The organism is Pseudomonas sp. S3_C06 (assembly GCF_054667675.1).
On record NZ_CP162747.1, the window covers coordinates 2,285,444 to 2,302,143 of the forward strand.

A 16,700-nucleotide genomic window follows, 5' to 3' on the forward strand; every position below is an offset into this window, starting at 1 on the left:
CTCAGCCGCGCTCGGGCGGCACTGACGACAATTCGAACGGGCTGCTGCTGCGCCGCTGGTTGCGATCTTCCCGCGGCGTGGCACCGAAGAAATTGCGGTAGGCGCTGGAGAAATGCGGCCCCGAAGAGAAGCCACACGACAGGCCGATCTGGATGATCGACTTGCTGGTCTGCATCAACATCTGCCGGGCCTTGTTCAGGCGCAGTTCCAGGTAGTACTGGCTCGGCACACGGTTGAGGTATTGCTTGAAGATGCGCTCCAGCTGACGACGGGACACGCACACGTGCTGGGCGATTTCGTCGGTGGTCAGTGGCTCTTCGATATTGGCTTCCATCAGCAACACCGCCTGGGTGAGCTTCGGATGACTGGAGCCGAGACGGTTCTGCAAGGGGATGCGCTGACGCTCACCACCCTCGCGGATGCGTTCAACCACCAGTTCTTCCGAGACGGCGCCGGCCAGTTCTGCACCGTGATCACGAGCCAGCACCGCCAGCAACAGATCGAGCACGGACATGCCGCCGCACGCGGTCAGGCGATCGCGATCCCAATCGAACAGGTGACTGGTGGCGATGACTTTCGGGAAACGCTCGGCGAAATCGTCCTGCCAGCGCCAATGCACGGCGGCGCGATAACCATCGAGCAAACCGAGTTGCGCCAACGGATAAACGCCAGCGGAAAAACCGCCGATGACGGTACCCGCACGCACCAGTTGCTTGAGCGCACTGCTGAGTGCCGGGGCCAACGTGGTCGGCGGCTCGTCGGCGAGGAGGAACAGTTTCTGGAAGTTTTCGAGCTTGCCGGTCCAGGGCTCACCGGGCAATTGCCAGGCGCCTTCGGCCCCGGCTCCTGTAACGGCTTCGGCCTGCAAGAACGACAGTTCGTAAACCACGTCCGGGTGCACACGCTGAGCAACACGCAAGGCTTCCTCCGCCAGCGCCAGCGTCAACGCTTTAGTGCTGGGCCAAATCAGGAAACCAATTCGATGGGCAGTCATGGGCGGGCAATCCGAAGCGAAGAACAGTGATGAAGGCATGGGCCAATGCTAGCCCGTAAATGAACACAAATCTTGAAACCAACCGAGATCCAGGCAGAGATCCAACTGTGGGAGCGAGCCTGCTCGCGAAAGCGGTGGATCAGTCGATATCTATGTCGGATGTCACACCGCATTCGCGAGCAGGCTCGCTCCCACAGAGATCGCAGGCCAGCCTTCTGGCTGCGAAGCATGCACTATCACGGTGCGCAACGGCAGCCCTGATTTATTTCAAACTGCCCGAGAGGAATTGCTGCAAACGTTCCGATTGCGGATTCACCAGCACTTCACGCGGGTTGCCGCTTTCTTCCACCACGCCTTTGTGCAGGAACACCAACTGGTTCGACACTTCACGGGCAAAGCCCATTTCGTGCGTGACCACAACCATGGTGCGACCTTCCTGCGCCAGCGCTTGCATCACCTTCAGCACGTCGCCCACCAGTTCCGGGTCGAGCGCCGAAGTCGGTTCGTCGAACAGCATCACTTCCGGTTCCATCGCCAGCGCACGGGCAATCGCCACACGTTGCTGCTCGCCACCGGACATGTGCCCCGGGAACGCGTCTTTACGATGGGCCACACCGACCTTGTTCAGGTAGTACTCGGCTTTTTCGCGGGCTTCGTACTTGGGTACGCCTAGTACGTGAACCGGCGCTTCCATGATGTTTTCAATAGCAGTCATGTGCGACCACAGGTTGAAATGCTGGAACACCATCGACAGGCGCGAACGCATGCGCTGCAGCTGTTTCGGATCAGCGGCTTTCAGCGCGCCGTCCTTGTTCGCTACCAGCTTCAGCTCTTCGTTGTTGAGCAGAATCTTGCCCGCGTGCGGCTGCTCGAGCAGGTTGATGCAGCGCAGGAAAGTACTTTTGCCGGAGCCACTGGAGCCGATGATGCTGATCACATCGCCGGCTGCCGCTTTCAGGGACACGCCCTTGAGCACTTCGTGACTGCCATAGCGTTTATGCAGGTCTTGGACTTCAAGTTTGTACATGCGGTCGGTTCTCACAAAAACAGTCAGTCAGTCGTTGAGCAAGCGCCCGTGACGCAGCGCTTCGCGCCCCGCCACCTTGGCCAGCCAGAAACCGGGTTGGGCATAACGCAGCCGTTCAATGGCAAACAGCACCCCGGAGGTACCAGCACACACCGTGCTGACCCGATCGGACAGAGGATCAATCACTTCAAAAATCTCGTCGCCCGCCTCGACCCATTCGCCGGGCTTGCGCAGAAAACTTACGACGCCCGGATGCGGCGCGAGCAGCAACTCGGTGCCTTCGAACGGCATGCCTTCACACGCTTCATGCGCCGGGTTCGGCCACTCACCGGTGATCAAACCTTGCTCGGCGAGGAACGCGAGAATGCCTTCAGCATACGCGCAGGCTTCGGCGCGACCGGTATCGGCCTGACCGCCCAGCTCAATGGTGGTCGCCAGACACGCCAGTGGAATCTGCGCATCAGGGAACTGCCGCGACAGGCGCAACCACGGCAACGAGCAAGCCTCGTCAAATGAACTGCCGCCGGAATCTTCCGCGAGCAATCCGACCTTCACATTCAGGTGCGCAGCCAGCGAACGCCACTGCGGCCAGTGCTGCGGCAACGCGTACATGTGCAGCGCGGCTTCGGCATCGCAATGCAGATCGAGCACTACATCGGCGGTGCAGGCATGGCTGAGCAATACGCGCTGCATGCCTTGCAACTGGCTGCTCGCCTCCGGCAATGCCGCCAGATGATCGGACATGGCCTGACGGATCAGGCGCACATTGGCGTGCGGATCATCACCGAGACGCTCGGCCAAAGCGGCCGCAACCGGCGCGCTCAGTTCGACGAAATCACGGTTGAAATTCTTGCCGCTGCCCGCCTCGAAACGGCCTTGGTGATTGCCTTGCAGCAATTGCCCGAGACCCAACGGGTTGGCGACTGGCACCAGTTCGACGACACCGTTGAGCAAGCCTTTGGCTTCGAGTTCACCGAGGCGCTTTTTCAGCTCCCAGGCGGTGCGCATGCCCGGCAATTCATCAGCGTGCAGGCTGGCCTGAATGTAGGCCTTGCGCTCGCCATGGCCGAAGCGAAAGACCGAAATCTTGCGCTCGCTGCCCAAATGGCTCCACGGCAATACGTGGTCGATGCGTTCCATATCAGTGCTTCCGCGGGGCCAGGTAGCTCAACCAGCGACGCTCGGCCAGTTTGAACAGTTTGACCAGAATGAACGTCAGGCACAGGTAGAACACGCCGGCGGTGATGTACGCCTCGAACGGCAGATAGAACTGCGCGTTGACGGTGCGCGCCGCGCCAGTGATGTCGATCAACGTCACGATGGAGGCCAGACTGGTGGTCTGCAGCATCATGATCACTTCGTTGCTGTACTGCGGCAGTGCCCGGCGCAGGGCCGATGGCAGCAGGATGCGTTTGTACAGTTTGAAGCGCGACATGCCCATGGCTTTCGCCGCTTCGATCTCACCGTTCGGCGTGGCCTTGAGGCTGCCGGCGATGATCTCGGCGGTGTAAGCGCTCGTGTTGACCGCAAAGGCCAGGCACGCGCAGAACGTTGCGCTGGACAGCCATGGCCACAAGAAGCTTTCGCGGACCGCTTCAAACTGCGCCAGTCCGTAGTAGATCAGGAACAGTTGCACCAGCATCGGCGTGCCACGGATCACGTAGGTGTACAGCCACGCGGCGCCGTTGACGACCGGGTTCTTCGAGACGCGCATCAGCCCCAGCGGCAGGGCCGCGAGCAGACCGAAAAACAGCGACAGCGCGAGCAGTTTGAGGGTGGTCAGCAGGCCGCCGAGGTACAGCGGCATGGCCTCCCAAATGACGTTGTAGTCGAAGATCATAGATCAGCCGCCCTTACGCCTACCGAGTAGCGCTTCTCAAGTTGACGCAGGATCAGCAACGAAACACTGGTAATCACCAGGTACATCGCCGCCACTGCGAGGAAGAAGGTGAAAGGCTCGCGAGTGGCATCTGCCGCCTGCTTGGCCTTGAACATCATGTCTTGCAGACCGACCACGGAAATCAGCGCGGTCGCCTTGGTCAGTACCAGCCAGTTGTTGGTGAAGCCCGGAATCGCCAGACGAATCATCTGCGGCACCATCACCCGGAAGAACACCTGAAAACTGCTCATGCCGTACGCCATGCCGGCTTCGGCCTGACCTTTGGGAATGGCCATGAACGCGCCACGGAAGGTTTCCGACAGGTACGCACCGAAGATGAAACCGAGGGTGCCGATACCGGCGGCCAGCGGATTCAAATCGATGTAGTCGTCATAACCGAGCATCGGTGCGACGCGGTTGAGCAAGTCCTGACCGCCGTAGAAGATCAGCAGGATCAGCACCAGATCGGGAATCCCGCGGATCACCGTGGAATACAGATCGCCCAGCCAGGCCAGCCAGCGCACCGGCGACAGGCGCAACGCGACACCGATCAGCCCGAGAACGATGGCCAGAGCCATGGACGACAAGGCGAGCTGAAGCGTCAGCCATGCGCCATCGAGGATGACAGCCCCGTAGCCTTTCAACATGATTCAGGTCCTCGAAAGTTGGGATGAAAAAATGGCGCAAACCGCAGAGATCCTGTTGCTTGCGCCATTTCGGACTTGTCGCAGAGACGTGTTACTTGCCGTAGATATCGAAGGCGAAGTACTTGTCCTGGATTGCTTTGTATTTGCCGTTTTCGCGGATGGCCGCGATGGCAGCGTTGATCTTGTCTTTCAGGGCGTCGCCCTTGCGCACTGCAATGCCTACGCCGTCGCCGAAGTATTTGACGTCGGTGAACGCCGGGCCTGCAAACGCGAAGCCTTTGCCGGCGTCGGTGTTGAGGAAGCCATCTTGCAGCAGGGTGGCGTCAGCCACGGTACCGTCGAGACGACCGGCGGCCACGTCGAGGTAGATTTCGTTCTGCGAGCCGTACGGCTTGATCTCGGCACCCAGTGGCGCGAGGACTTCGCGGGCGAAACGCTCGTGGATCGAACCACGTTGCACGCCGATGTTCTTGCCCTTCAGCTCAGCCAGACCTTCGCTGACCTGAGTACCGGCCTTCATGACCAGACGTGCCGGGGTGTTGTAGTACTTGTTGGTGAAGTCGACCGACTTCTTGCGGTCTTCAGTGATCGACATCGACGACAGGATCGCGTCGATCTTGCGCACTTTCAGCGCCGGAATCAGACCGTCGAACTCTTGCTCGACCCACACACACTTGACCTGCATCTGCTCGCACAGAGCGTTGCCGATGTCGTAGTCGAAACCGACGATGCTGCCATCCGGTGCTTTCGAGGCGAACGGAGGGTAAGCCGCTTCGATACCGATCTTCAGAGGTTTTTCGTCAGCGAAGGCGTTCATCGACAGCACGGACAGTGCCAGGGCGCCAAGCAGCACAAGTTTCTTCATCTTGGGACTCCATCGGTAAAGGGCAAAAACGGCAGAGTGAGCGACAGCCCAATATGCGAATGGGTGAATCGGGAAATCGGTTGCTGCATCGGTGGGAAATTTCCCATTGAAACCGAAGGAGGTTTCAACGTCAGCCACGATGAGCGAGTGATCGGCATTCTAACGACAGGCCGGAAGCCGATATTTCTTCAATGCGACAACTAATTACAGATGCACAGAGAAAGCGACTTTGGCGCATTGACAGCCCTGCAATTTCATGCAAGAGCGAAAGACAGTGAACCGATCTATGCTGCAAATTGCGGGCCTATTATTCGCAAACCCTTCTAATCCGGCAAGCGCAGCGTTGTGTCTTATTTTTCACTGGGGGTTTAGAGGCTCTAAAACGGGGCGATGCGTTTCCCTTTGCCCCGCTCCGGGGCGGGCGGTTACACATTCGGTTACGTGGAAGGTGTTGGGTAACAGCGGGAAATGTCTTACGGGGGAGATCGATAATTATTGGTTGGGTGAGTCCGCGCTCCGACAGCGGACTACACCAGCGCCTGACAAATTGCCTTCGCGAGCAAGCTCGCTCCCACAGGGATCTGCATTTTGTCTGAAGGTACTCGGTCAAACTGTGGGAGCGAGCTTGCTCGCGAAGAGGCCAGCCCGGTCACCACAAAACCTCCAGACACAAAAAAGCCCCGCCCGGCAAAACCGGACGGGGCTTTCTTCTTCTCAGACCTGCTACTTAAGCAACATTCATGGTCTTGTGCGTATCAATCAAGTGCTGCACCACACCCGGATCTGCCAGGGTCGAGATATCCCCCAACCCGTCATATTCCGCCGTGGCAATCTTGCGCAGAATCCGGCGCATGATCTTGCCCGAGCGCGTCTTAGGCAGCCCCGGTGCCCACTGGATCACGTCCGGCGACGCAATCGGCCCGATCTCCTTGCGCACCCAGTTCTTCAGCTCCAGACGCAGTTGCTCGGTCGGCTCCTCGCCATTCTTCAACGTGACATAGACATAAATGCCCTGCCCCTTGATGTCATGCGGCACACCCACCACCGCCGCCTCAGCGACTTTCGGATGCGCAACCATCGCACTCTCGATCTCGGCCGTACCCATACGGTGGCCGGACACGTTGAGCACGTCATCGACACGCCCGGTGATCCAGTAGTAACCATCGGCATCACGACGCGCGCCGTCACCGGTGAAATACATGCCACGGAAGGTCTTGAAGTAGGTATCAACGAAACGATCGTGATCGCCATACAGCGTGCGCGCCTGACCTGGCCACGAATCGAGAATCACCAGATTGCCTTCAGCCTCGCCCTCGATAATGTTACCGAGGTTGTCGACCAGCGCCGGCACCACACCAAAGAACGGACGCGCCGCCGAACCCGGCTTCAGCGCGTGCGCACCCGGCAACGGGCTCATCATGTTGCCGCCGGTTTCGGTCTGCCACCAGGTATCGACGATCGGGCAACGCGACTTGCCGACATTCTTGTAATACCAGTCCCAGGCTTCCGGGTTGATCGGCTCGCCCACGGAACCGAGCAGACGCAGGCTGCTGCCATCCGCGCCTTCAACGGCGGCCTGACCCGAGGCCATCATCGCGCGGATCGCAGTTGGCGCGGTGTAGAGGATATTGACCTTGTGCTTGTCGACAATCTTCGCCACCCGGGTGATGTCCGGATAGTTCGGCACGCCTTCAAACAGCAGCGTGGTCGCGCCATTGGCCAGCGGGCCGTAGACGATGTAGCTGTGGCCGGTGACCCAGCCGACGTCGGCGGTGCACCAGTAAACTTCGCCCGGACGGTAATCGAACACGCGCTCGTGGGTCATCGCCGCGTACAGCAGATAACCGCCAGTGGTGTGTTGCACGCCCTTCGGCTTGCCGGTCGAACCGGAGGTATAAAGGATGAACAGCGCTTCTTCCGCGCCCATCTCTTTCGGCGCGCAAACGGTGCCCGCCACTTTCATCAGGTCTTCGTACCAGATGTCGCGATGCTGGTTCCACTTGATGTCGCCACCGGTGCGCTTGCAGACGATGACTTTCTGGATGCTGCTGGTTTCCGGATTGGTCAGTGCGTCGTCGACGTTGGCCTTGAGGGAAATCTTCTTGCCGGCACGAATACCTTCGTCAGCGGTGATCACCACTTTCGATTTGCAGTCGATGATGCGACCGGCCAGGGCTTCCGGCGAGAAACCGCCGAACACCACCGAGTGAATCGCACCGATCCGGGTGCAGGCCAGCATGGCGACCACGGCTTCGGGAATCATCGGCATATAAATGGTCACCACATCGCCGCGGTGCACGTCCTGACCACGCAGGGCGTTGGCCAGTTTGCACACTTGTTCGTGCAGTTCGCGGTAGGTGATGTTGCGGCTCTCGGAAGGATCGTCGCCTTCCCAGATGATCGCGACTTGATCGCCGCGCTCGGCCAGATGACGGTCGAGGCAGTTGTAGGAAACGTTCAGGGTGCCGTCGGCAAACCACTTGATGTCGACATGGTGATCGTCGAACGACGTCTGCTTCACCGTGGTGAAAGGCTTGATCCAGTCGAGACGCTTGGCTTGCTCGCGCCAGAAGCCGTCAGGGTTGACGACCGACTGCTGGTACATGGCTTTGTAGGTCGCCTCGTCAGTCAGCGTGTTAGCCAGAACCTCGGGACGAACGGGATACAGAGAAGCCGCACTCATCTTTCCTACCTCGGTGTAATAGTTGTTTTTGTATGACCCTGTTGTAACGGGGCGGGGGCCATAGAACCATTCGACGATGGTAGTAACAAGCCCCTACAAAACATCCAGATACCCGTAACGCGGCCCTTACACCGTTCCTCCAAACATCCCCAATCCCCTGTGGGAGCTTGCCTGCAAGCGAATCAGGCACCTCGGTATCCCAGACAAATCCCCCACTCACCAATCCAGTCACCACCCCATTTCAAGGGATTGTTACCAAATCTGCCAAAGGTGTTTATCAAAACCCGCTCTGTTTACCCCCGCCCCATCTCCCTAAAATTCACCTCGCCGACAAGGCAAACGCGATTAACAACGTTACAGCCCCCACGAAGGCCGTTAATCCAGCTCTCCAAGTAATAACTGCAAACGATGAAGTTACACACGCAACCCCATAAAGGTTGCGTGACCCCACTCGACCTCAAAAAGGTAAATCTGAAATGAAAGCTTTATTGGTTCTGGCCCTCAGCAGTCTGTGCGCAACCGCCATGGCAGATGAGGTCCCGACTGATGTCGCACAGCAACAACCGGTGATCGAGGAATACACTTACTCCACCCACCTGGACATCGCCAACGTCGTATCGATGAGTGAAATCCCGAACGTTTGCGAAGTAGTACCGGCAAAAATGGAGTACGACGACTCCAAAGGTCAGCGCCACATCCTGCGTTACAGCGTCATGGGCAACGGCTGCACCAATTGATGATTCGAGACTGCACCGAATTGGATCTCTTAGCGCTTCATTGAGGGTCGATTCCAGCCCGACTTCGGTCGGGCTCAGTTGTGTTTGAAGTCATCAAAAATGCTTGCAAACCACTAGATGTAGTGAAAACCGCTGTTTTTTGTTCGTTTTTTGAGCAAATTCACAATGGCGAGATTTTTACGAAAAAAAATCTTCCCCCGGCAAAGCCCTGTAAACCCTCACTCTCGTCGAAAAACCACCCTCCTCGACCGCTCCATGCGCGGATTCGCCTCAGCACAGCCGTGTTTTTTTCCCTATAATGCCGCCCCATACGGGTCAGCAATATTCCCTTACAGGGAGCAAAAGCCATTCTGAAGCCCCGCAGCAGCGTTCAACGCTGATTGCGCCCATCAGAGGCTCTCGGAACCCGTCAAAATTTCTGTTTATTTGCCTGCGTGCATCGCTGCAAAAAACGACATCCAACGCGGTCTGTACGACCGTGTGAAAAACCAACCAATCAGGTTTCACACGGGCACAGGCCCTCACGCAGGAGACGACACGTCATGCTGAGCTGGGACGAATTCGACAAAGAAGACAGTGAAGTATCAACCGTGAAAGGCGCCAACGCCGGCCACGCTACTGAAGCCAACATGGACCGCCTCGACAACGCTGGCGGTGCCGCCGCGATCGAAGCTCGCGCCGTGACCGCCGACGACTCCGCCGCTGTCGCCCGCGCCAAGGCTGCACTGAACTCCCTCGACGTCGCCGAAGGCCTCGCCGAACTCGAAGGCGCCTCCGCCCGTGTCGCCGTTGACGAAAAGCGCATGATCAACTGCCGCGCCGACCTCAACCAACTCGTGCCATTCAAGTACGACTGGGCCTGGCAGAAATATCTGGACGGTTGCGCAAACCACTGGATGCCGCAAGAAGTCAACATGACCGCCGACATCGCCCTCTGGAAAGACCCGGAAGGCTTGACCGACGACGAGCGTCGCATCGTCATGCGCAACCTCGGCTTCTTCTCCACCGCCGACTCCCTGGTTGCCAACAACCTGGTCCTGGCCGTGTACCGCCTGATCACCAACCCGGAATGCCGCCAGTACATCCTGCGCCAGGCCTTCGAAGAGGCGATCCACACCCACGCCTACCAGTACTGCATCGAATCGCTGGCCATGGATGAAGGCGAAATCTTCAACATGTACCACGAGATTCCATCGGTCGCGAAAAAAGCCGCCTGGGGCCTGAAGTACACCCGTTCGATCTCCGATCCGAAGTTCGAAACCGGCACCCCGGACACCGACAAAGAGTTGCTGCGCAACCTGATCGCCTACTACTGCGTTCTGGAAGGCATCTTCTTCTACTGCGGCTTCACTCAAATCCTGTCCATGGGCCGCCGCAACAAAATGACCGGCGTCGCCGAGCAGTTCCAATACATCCTGCGCGACGAATCCATGCACCTGAACTTCGGCATCGACGTGATCAACCAGATCAAAATCGAAAACCCGCATTTGTGGGATGCTGAGATGAAAGAAGAAGCGACCCAGATGATTCTGCAGGGTACGCAGCTGGAGATCGAATACGCGCGCGACACCATGCCTCGCGGGGTGTTGGGTATGAACGCGGCGATGATGGAGGACTACCTGAAGTTCATCGCTAACCGTCGTTTGTCGCAGATCGGCCTAAAAGAGGAATACCCAGGGACGACTAACCCGTTCCCTTGGATGAGCGAGATTATGGACTTGAAGAAAGAGAAGAATTTCTTTGAGACTCGCGTGATCGAATACCAAACTGGTGGTGCGTTGAGCTGGGATTGAATTTCAATCCTGGTTTTTCTAGAACTAGCTACTAGAGTAATCAGAAGCCCTGACCTTTGTCAGGGCTTTTTTTATGGAGCCGGAACGTGGGACTCTAAAGCTCGTAAAGACAGGATGGAGCGCTGAGCAGAAATTTCTATCCTGTCTCAAAATTTTGCTTGATGACCAATACTTTTCCGGAAAACCCTGCTAATTTTCATGGAGATGTCGCGAAGGTCCTCTCATTTTATGAGACCTTCCATTAGACGTCTTAGAGTTCGACATCGTTAGGGGGTAGAAGGAAAAATATAGATCCGCGCATGGATTTTTCATAACGGTTTTGCCTAGCGTCCCGGGCGATATGAGGCCACGTGTTTGGATCATATAAAATTCGTGCCATTTACAACGACTTCGTCGTGATCTGAGAGTATTATCTCTTTACATCGATGGTAATTGACACTTTGGTCACCTACTTATGGAGAGCAAAAAACATATAGCATAATAGGCGATCTGTTAGATCTATTTTTCCGGGCGACGGAGAAAAAAACAAGCCGCATCTTTCCAGCGCTGACGCTGAGATCGGGGCACCGCAGTCACTGAGAAGACACATATTAGAGCGGCGCAATTATCTCCCTCCACAACGAAAGACTTGCAGTCCAAACCAAAGAAATACTAACTTTTAGCAAACTACTGAACATTACAAACCACTTACACTCAAGCGAAAAACCAAGGATGAAGCAATGAAAATAGCCTCTCATTTGTATGACTCTCGAATTGAAGCGTCAAACGTACTTGTAGAGATGTCCATCGCGGAATACGAAAACCTCACCAGAAATGTTCTAAGCAATAATATTTTCCAACGCAAACGTGTCAGATCTTCTAAAACAGTGTATGCGCTTCTAAAGCACGATCTTATGCGCGAATGCGTTATCCCCCCGGTTGTACTTGCACTTACATCTGGCGCAGAGGGATACAACAAAGACGCCGAAGAAAACTTAATCTCACAAATTAAGGAAAACTCTGAAAACCTCGTAATACTAGACGGGCTACAACGAACCCATACAATACTGGATCTTCTGGAAGAGTTACGCACAAACAAAGATGAAGCAGGAATAAAAAAACTTGAAAACGCAAAACTTCGCGTTGAAATCTATATTGGGCTAAACCGCCTGGGCATTTTGTACAGAATGCTGACACTTAATACTGGCCAAACACCCATGTCGCTACGCCAACAAATCGAGATACTTTATCTCGACTATTTAGGAACCTCGATCCAGGGAGTTGAACTTGTCAGAGAAGCTGACGGAAAGGCGGCAAACAAACCGAATCAATACAATTTCAAAGATGTCATTGAAGGTTTCAATGCATACCTCGACAGAGATGAACTTCCAATTGACAAAGCCGACATCTTAGAAAACATTAATAGCCTGGAAAAATTATCCAAAGAAAATCAATCTTCAGAACTATTTGAAAAATATCTTCATGCACTTCATCTATTCACCACAAAAGCCATTGAATTATGCGAAGGCACGGAAGTAACCGAGGAATATTTAGAAAAGAACAGTTCACCATTTGGTAAGAGCGCAATCCAGATATTCAAGAAGCCACAAGCAATGTCCGGCTTTGGAGCAGCTGTCGGCAAGCTGATTGACTTCGAAATTATATCTGACATAGATGAAGTTATCGAAGTAATTACAGAATTAGAAGTCGATGACGCCGAGGAGTTCTTGGAGGAAATAAATAACTCGTTAGACTGGCTAAAAAACAACACTAGCAAAATTGGTAACGCACAGAGAACTTTTTTTAGTTTCTATTTTAGAGACATCTTCAATGAAGACACAGACAGCTATAAAAACCTCACAGAAGCAGCCAAGAGCGCACTCAGAAAATACCAATCCCAAAACATGTAAGCGGATGGATAGTCATGACAATAAGGGCGATCAACTCGGGCGAGACCATCGATCTTAAGCTTTCAACCTATAGCGAAGACGGCTTCAAACTTATAGACGCACATGGAATTTATGATGACATCCATTTATCGACACCCTTAACGCTCGACGATTCTTTCGATGAAAAGCAGTTCGATATTTTTTTTCTTGCAAAAAGAAACATCTTAGAAAACGACATATATCAAGTCTATGACGAGATACGAAAAACCAGAATTGGATGGTGCATTCCTATAAATGCACTCGAATCCATTGAACACGATTACGCTGCAAATACTCACTTCCAAAAATATGCCTACGCAGCAATTAAAGGCGCACTGACAAACATCAACGATTCCATCTTCACAAAAACAATAAACATTGAATTAAATGTTAAAATTCGGCTATCAGACATACTCCACTCAAACACCGCCATCCTCATTATAAGTAGAGAAACTTTAGTTACAGATCAGCCATTCAAAATTGAGTGCGCCATGCCCAGTTTAATTAGACATGGTTACATAAAGCTATCCAACCTTCCCCCTGAAGAAATAACCCTGGAAGGCATAAAACCAGATAGCGGAAAAATCCGACTAAAGCTAATTTCAGAAGACCTTAACAATCATCAAGTCATAAACTCTTTGCTTCACTCAGCTTTCGCATATGAAACAAAAGCAATTTTGTGTTTTTTTTATATCTATCAGATTTTCGAATTACTGCTTGACGAAATCTATCAAAATGAGCAATCAAAAATAGTAGAGGAACTAATCGTAGCCGCTGGCGACTCATCTAAAGCTAAAGATGCGCTAGAGAAAGCGCAGAGGATCAGCTCAGAAAAAAAACGAATCGGACTTTTGGCGAAAGAGTACTCAAGCTCACAGGGCAAGCTTGCAAACCTAAGAAATTCTTGCAACACGTTATTAAAAACAATAGGACGTAACGAAGGGCAAAATTTTGAGGAATACTTTTACTCAATTCGAAATTTTATATTCCATCAATACAGAGACTTCCCCATAGACAAAGAGCAACTTTTACACGAAGTTGTCTATGATATTAGAGATTTTCTCCCAGACATGTTAAGCAGTTTTAAGAAACCTGTCACAGCGATAAATTTTGTATGAGCTTCTTGGTGAGTCTCCCCCCAAAACCCAAGCTCACCAAACAAAATCTTGCTGGGGATTTACATCAGCATGAGTAAAGTATAACGCGAACACCCAGCAACGTAATTAAACATCACACCAAACTCTTCAAACGAATATTTCATATTGTATTTTTCAAACAGTTACTCGTGCTTGACCCCGCCGTTAGAAGCTCATATTCTTCCGGCTCCGGCGCCTAAGAAACGCCTCAAGTAGCGGCCTGACCGCTCCCGAAAGATGCGGCTTTTTTGTGCCTATGGATTTCTCGTGGGCGTAAAACACCTCTGCTATGTCGGGAGTGGGCTAATACAAGACCCGAAAGGGGAATATGTCCGGCCTTCTACTTGGGGTTTCTTAACTCCCGGCGCCTTAGCCCTAAGAAAGCTATCAAGTAGAGGTAATGGATATGCCTACGTATTTTCGCTTCTGTATGAAGGAAATCGCCTACAGCTTTGCTGCTGAAATTATGCTTCCTGTTCGGGAGGCTGATCATGTTTGACGCACACACTCCCACAGTATTTACCCGCCATAGCCTTCATCTGCACGGCCTCCTTCTCGAAAACGAACCATGGTTCAGCGCCCGCGACATCGGTCGCTTGATGGGCGTCCATCTCAGTGATCGCATGGTCGCCAAGCTGGACAAAGATCAACATCGTTTTTTGTGGATTGATTATTACCGGCAGCCTGAAAAGCTGTTGATGCTCAGCGAGTCCGGCGTATATGCGCTACTTGTGTATCACTATGTCCCGGAAAATCGGTTGTTGCGTGAGTGGCTTACTCATCTGGTGGTGCCTACGTTGCGCGACGCGGAACGCTCAGTAAGTTCAGATCAGCCGATGTTGAGTTTGCTGAACTGGCCGGAAATGTCGTTGAGCCTGCTGCGTTGGCAGGATGAGAGCTGGATTAGGCTTCGGGATATGCCTTACCTGTTGAACGATCAGTCCCAACGGCGGGCTACGGTAGTGGTGCCTTGGTGGCGAAGGGTTGCGCAGGTGTTTCAGTCTTCGAAGCATTCGATGGGTTAGCGATGTGGTTGTCGGATCTCGAGAGATCCGTCGCTATTTTCTGTAGGAATTTTCCTAGACAGCCGTGATGGCCACTCAGTATCGTCCGAGGGTTTTCAACCCTCGGCGATTTTATGAGCGACAAGAAAAAAGACACTGACTGGACTGTTGCTGAGATTGAGGCAGCGGTTGACACCTATCTCACAATGCTCGATTTAGAGCTCGCGGGTCACAAATTCAACAAGGCACATGAGAATCGCGAACTACGCGCATCAGCCTTGTCGACTCGTACAAAAGGCTCTGTCGAATTCCGAATGCAGAACATTTCCAAAGTCCTGATGACGATGGATCGGAAACCCATTAAGGGTTACAAACCGGCGAAAAACGTTGGTTCGAATGTTGAGCAGTTAATTCGAACAGCTCTCACAAATCGCGGCTTCCAGCCGGGCGACCCTGCTATTCCGACAGCCGACGAAGAAACACTAGAGCGTCGCGCTGCTGCAATTCAGAAGAAGCACATAAAAGAGCCGCCGAAAGGCATAAAGAAACCAAAGAAAGCGTCAAGTACTCGTACGGTTTACGTTCGCGATCCCGTGGTTAGAGCCTGGGTTCGAAATGAAGCTGAGGGGCATTGCGAAGGCTGTGGCGACCCGGCTCCGTTTCAAATGCATGATCTGCCGTTTCTAGAAGTCCATCATGTCAAACCACTTGCAGATAAGGGTTCGGATCAAGTCTCGAACGCTGTAGCACTTTGTCCGAATTGCCATCGTCGTTGTCACCATTCGAATGATCGCGTGGCGTTTACAGCTTCGCTTTATAAAAGGGTGAAAAGGCTGATTCCAGAGGAATAAAACTCTGTGACTAGGGAGCGTTTATGCTGCTGAGTGGGTGTCTGGATTCGGTAATGAGTTGATACCACCAATTCGCCAGCAGGCTGGCTCCCACAGATTCCGCATCACCCTGAAAACAATCAGTGCAACCTACCCCGCCTCCCGCTATTAATACCCCTCCCCCCACTCAAGGATCCGAGCCCCACCATGAAATTCGATCTCGCCTACTGCCTCAGCCTCGACGACAAGTTGTCGATCTATGACGTTCGCGATCTCAATTTCGATGAGACGGTGGCATTCGACTCTGCGAAGGAACACTTCCAGTGCCCCAACGATGCTTGTCGTTCGGCGTTCGAGGCGTCCAACGAGTTGGGTACGTTCAACGCCAAGAACGTGAATTACATGCGCACACCGCACTTCAAGAATCTGCCCACGACGCAGCATGTGGCGGGTTGTCCGTATGTGAGTTTGAAGGCGTCGGCGTCTGGCGTTGAGACTGCGGATGGCGAGGTGGATGACGGGCGTGAGGAACACTTCCCATCAGAGTTGTTGCTGACCCGGCGTGAGTATGTGCGCAAGCCTGTCGCGCCAGCGGGGGCGGTGGATGTGTTGCGCGATGATCCGGTGCGGGTGGCGGCGGACAGTGGTAAAGAGTCGGCGAGTCGTGAGTCGGCGCCGGATAAGACCAGTGTGTTTGCGCATCCAGTGGAGTGTTTTGTTTCCAACTTCGCGGACAAGGAGTTGCTTAAGCGTATGCCGTTGAAGGTCGGTGAGCATACGGCGCCGTACAGTTCGTTCTTCAAGAAGATCGAGTATCTGACGGACAACAAGGGGCTGATTTACTGGGGGCGGATCAAGAAGATCGAGGACTTTCACAGCGGCGCCAGTTTTCGTATCGATTTCGTGGACAAGGTCTGGTTCAAGAAGCCCGAGGACAGCAAGAAGAAGCCGTATCCGGTCAGCGTTTATCTGAACAAGAAGCTGATCGACAACTACCGCAAGCGCAAGGCGTTTCTGGAAGAGATCAAGCACGCGGTGGATAGCGACAAGGCGTTGTTCTGTTTCTTCTATGGGGTGACGCCGGAGTTGAAGCAGGTGCCGGGCAAGAAGAACCCCGAAAAGCCTTTCGAGGTCTTCAATGCCAATATCGAGAACCTGGATCACTTCATTATTCGTGAAGCGCCGGGTCTGGAGTGAC

14 protein-coding genes are annotated in these 16,700 nt (G+C 53.8%); 7 read left to right on the top strand and 7 right to left on the bottom strand.

The features are described from left to right. Position 1: 1 nt before the first annotated feature. From AB4N44_RS09985 to acs, 7 genes are all read right to left on the bottom strand, one after another. Positions 2-994 (bottom strand): GlxA family transcriptional regulator, encoded by a 993-nt coding sequence (locus AB4N44_RS09985; RefSeq protein WP_460109087.1) that lies wholly within the window; start codon positions 992-994, stop codon positions 2-4. A gap of 262 nt (positions 995-1,256) precedes the next feature. Further along, complete coding sequence (locus AB4N44_RS09990) at positions 1,257-2,021, bottom strand: ABC transporter ATP-binding protein (protein WP_007912705.1); 765 nt, start codon at positions 2,019-2,021, stop codon at positions 1,257-1,259. A gap of 27 nt (positions 2,022-2,048) precedes the next feature. Then, complete coding sequence (locus AB4N44_RS09995; protein WP_460109085.1) at positions 2,049-3,161, bottom strand: M14 family metallopeptidase; 1,113 nt, start codon at positions 3,159-3,161, stop codon at positions 2,049-2,051. A gap of 1 nt (position 3,162) precedes the next feature. Further along, positions 3,163-3,861, bottom strand: coding sequence for an ABC transporter permease (locus tag AB4N44_RS10000; protein WP_007912703.1), 699 nt, complete (start codon positions 3,859-3,861; stop codon positions 3,163-3,165). Next, positions 3,858-4,547: an ABC transporter permease gene (locus tag AB4N44_RS10005; RefSeq protein WP_007912702.1), complete on the bottom strand. Its 690-nt coding sequence runs from the start codon at positions 4,545-4,547 to the stop codon at positions 3,858-3,860. Before AB4N44_RS10005 ends, AB4N44_RS10000 begins: the two co-directional genes overlap by 4 nt. Before the next feature lie 91 nt (positions 4,548-4,638). After that, positions 4,639-5,412, bottom strand: a complete 774-nt coding sequence (locus AB4N44_RS10010) for an ABC transporter substrate-binding protein (RefSeq protein WP_038366516.1) — start codon at positions 5,410-5,412, stop codon at positions 4,639-4,641. Positions 5,413-6,139: 727 nt separating this feature from the next. Further along, the gene (gene acs, locus AB4N44_RS10015) at positions 6,140-8,095 is read right to left on the bottom strand and encodes an acetate--CoA ligase (RefSeq protein WP_007912698.1); all 1,956 of its coding nucleotides are present in this window, start codon (positions 8,093-8,095) and stop codon (positions 6,140-6,142) included. A gap of 476 nt (positions 8,096-8,571) precedes the next feature. Here acs and AB4N44_RS10020 point away from each other — a divergent pair, with 476 nt between their 5' ends. The 7 genes from AB4N44_RS10020 (at position 8,572) to AB4N44_RS10050 (ending at position 16,699) form a co-directional block, all read left to right on the top strand. Then, positions 8,572-8,832 (top strand): DUF2790 domain-containing protein, encoded by a 261-nt coding sequence (locus AB4N44_RS10020; protein ID WP_008084846.1) that lies wholly within the window; start codon positions 8,572-8,574, stop codon positions 8,830-8,832. Positions 8,833-9,374: 542 nt separating this feature from the next. Further along, complete coding sequence (locus tag AB4N44_RS10025) at positions 9,375-10,625, top strand: ribonucleotide-diphosphate reductase subunit beta (protein ID WP_460109082.1); 1,251 nt, start codon at positions 9,375-9,377, stop codon at positions 10,623-10,625. 719 nt (positions 10,626-11,344) lie between these two features. Next, a complete protein-coding gene (locus tag AB4N44_RS10030) occupies positions 11,345-12,514 on the top strand; it encodes a hypothetical protein (protein ID WP_460109079.1) in 1,170 nt (389 codons plus the stop codon). Between the two features lie 14 nt (positions 12,515-12,528). Then, complete coding sequence (locus tag AB4N44_RS10035; RefSeq protein WP_460158209.1) at positions 12,529-13,650, top strand: hypothetical protein; 1,122 nt, start codon at positions 12,529-12,531, stop codon at positions 13,648-13,650. Between the two features lie 509 nt (positions 13,651-14,159). After that, the gene (locus AB4N44_RS10040; RefSeq protein ID WP_460109075.1) at positions 14,160-14,693 is read left to right on the top strand and encodes a BRO-N domain-containing protein; all 534 of its coding nucleotides are present in this window, start codon (positions 14,160-14,162) and stop codon (positions 14,691-14,693) included. Between the two features lie 113 nt (positions 14,694-14,806). Next, a complete protein-coding gene (locus AB4N44_RS10045) occupies positions 14,807-15,523 on the top strand; it encodes an HNH endonuclease (RefSeq protein WP_460109073.1) in 717 nt (238 codons plus the stop codon). Positions 15,524-15,709: 186 nt separating this feature from the next. After that, the gene (locus AB4N44_RS10050) at positions 15,710-16,699 is read left to right on the top strand and encodes a hypothetical protein (RefSeq protein ID WP_460109071.1); all 990 of its coding nucleotides are present in this window, start codon (positions 15,710-15,712) and stop codon (positions 16,697-16,699) included. Position 16,700: the final 1 nt, after the last annotated feature.

Coding starts and splice junctions, on each gene's coding strand:
- AB4N44_RS10010 (WP_038366516.1), bottom strand. CDS start 5,412: ATGAAGAAACTTGTGCTGCTTGGCGCCCTGGCACTGTCCGTGCTGTCG.
- AB4N44_RS10035 (WP_460158209.1), top strand. CDS start 12,529: ATGACAATAAGGGCGATCAACTCGGGCGAGACCATCGATCTTAAGCTT.
- acs (WP_007912698.1), bottom strand. CDS start 8,095: ATGAGTGCGGCTTCTCTGTATCCCGTTCGTCCCGAGGTTCTGGCTAAC.
- AB4N44_RS09990 (WP_007912705.1), bottom strand. CDS start 2,021: ATGTACAAACTTGAAGTCCAAGACCTGCATAAACGCTATGGCAGTCAC.
- AB4N44_RS09995 (WP_460109085.1), bottom strand. CDS start 3,161: ATGGAACGCATCGACCACGTATTGCCGTGGAGCCATTTGGGCAGCGAG.
- AB4N44_RS10020 (WP_008084846.1), top strand. CDS start 8,572: ATGAAAGCTTTATTGGTTCTGGCCCTCAGCAGTCTGTGCGCAACCGCC.
- AB4N44_RS10025 (WP_460109082.1), top strand. CDS start 9,375: ATGCTGAGCTGGGACGAATTCGACAAAGAAGACAGTGAAGTATCAACC.
- AB4N44_RS10030 (WP_460109079.1), top strand. CDS start 11,345: ATGAAAATAGCCTCTCATTTGTATGACTCTCGAATTGAAGCGTCAAAC.
- AB4N44_RS10000 (WP_007912703.1), bottom strand. CDS start 3,861: ATGATCTTCGACTACAACGTCATTTGGGAGGCCATGCCGCTGTACCTC.
- AB4N44_RS10040 (WP_460109075.1), top strand. CDS start 14,160: ATGTTTGACGCACACACTCCCACAGTATTTACCCGCCATAGCCTTCAT.
- AB4N44_RS10005 (WP_007912702.1), bottom strand. CDS start 4,547: ATGTTGAAAGGCTACGGGGCTGTCATCCTCGATGGCGCATGGCTGACG.
- AB4N44_RS10050 (WP_460109071.1), top strand. CDS start 15,710: ATGAAATTCGATCTCGCCTACTGCCTCAGCCTCGACGACAAGTTGTCG.
- AB4N44_RS09985 (WP_460109087.1), bottom strand. CDS start 994: ATGACTGCCCATCGAATTGGTTTCCTGATTTGGCCCAGCACTAAAGCG.
- AB4N44_RS10045 (WP_460109073.1), top strand. CDS start 14,807: ATGAGCGACAAGAAAAAAGACACTGACTGGACTGTTGCTGAGATTGAG.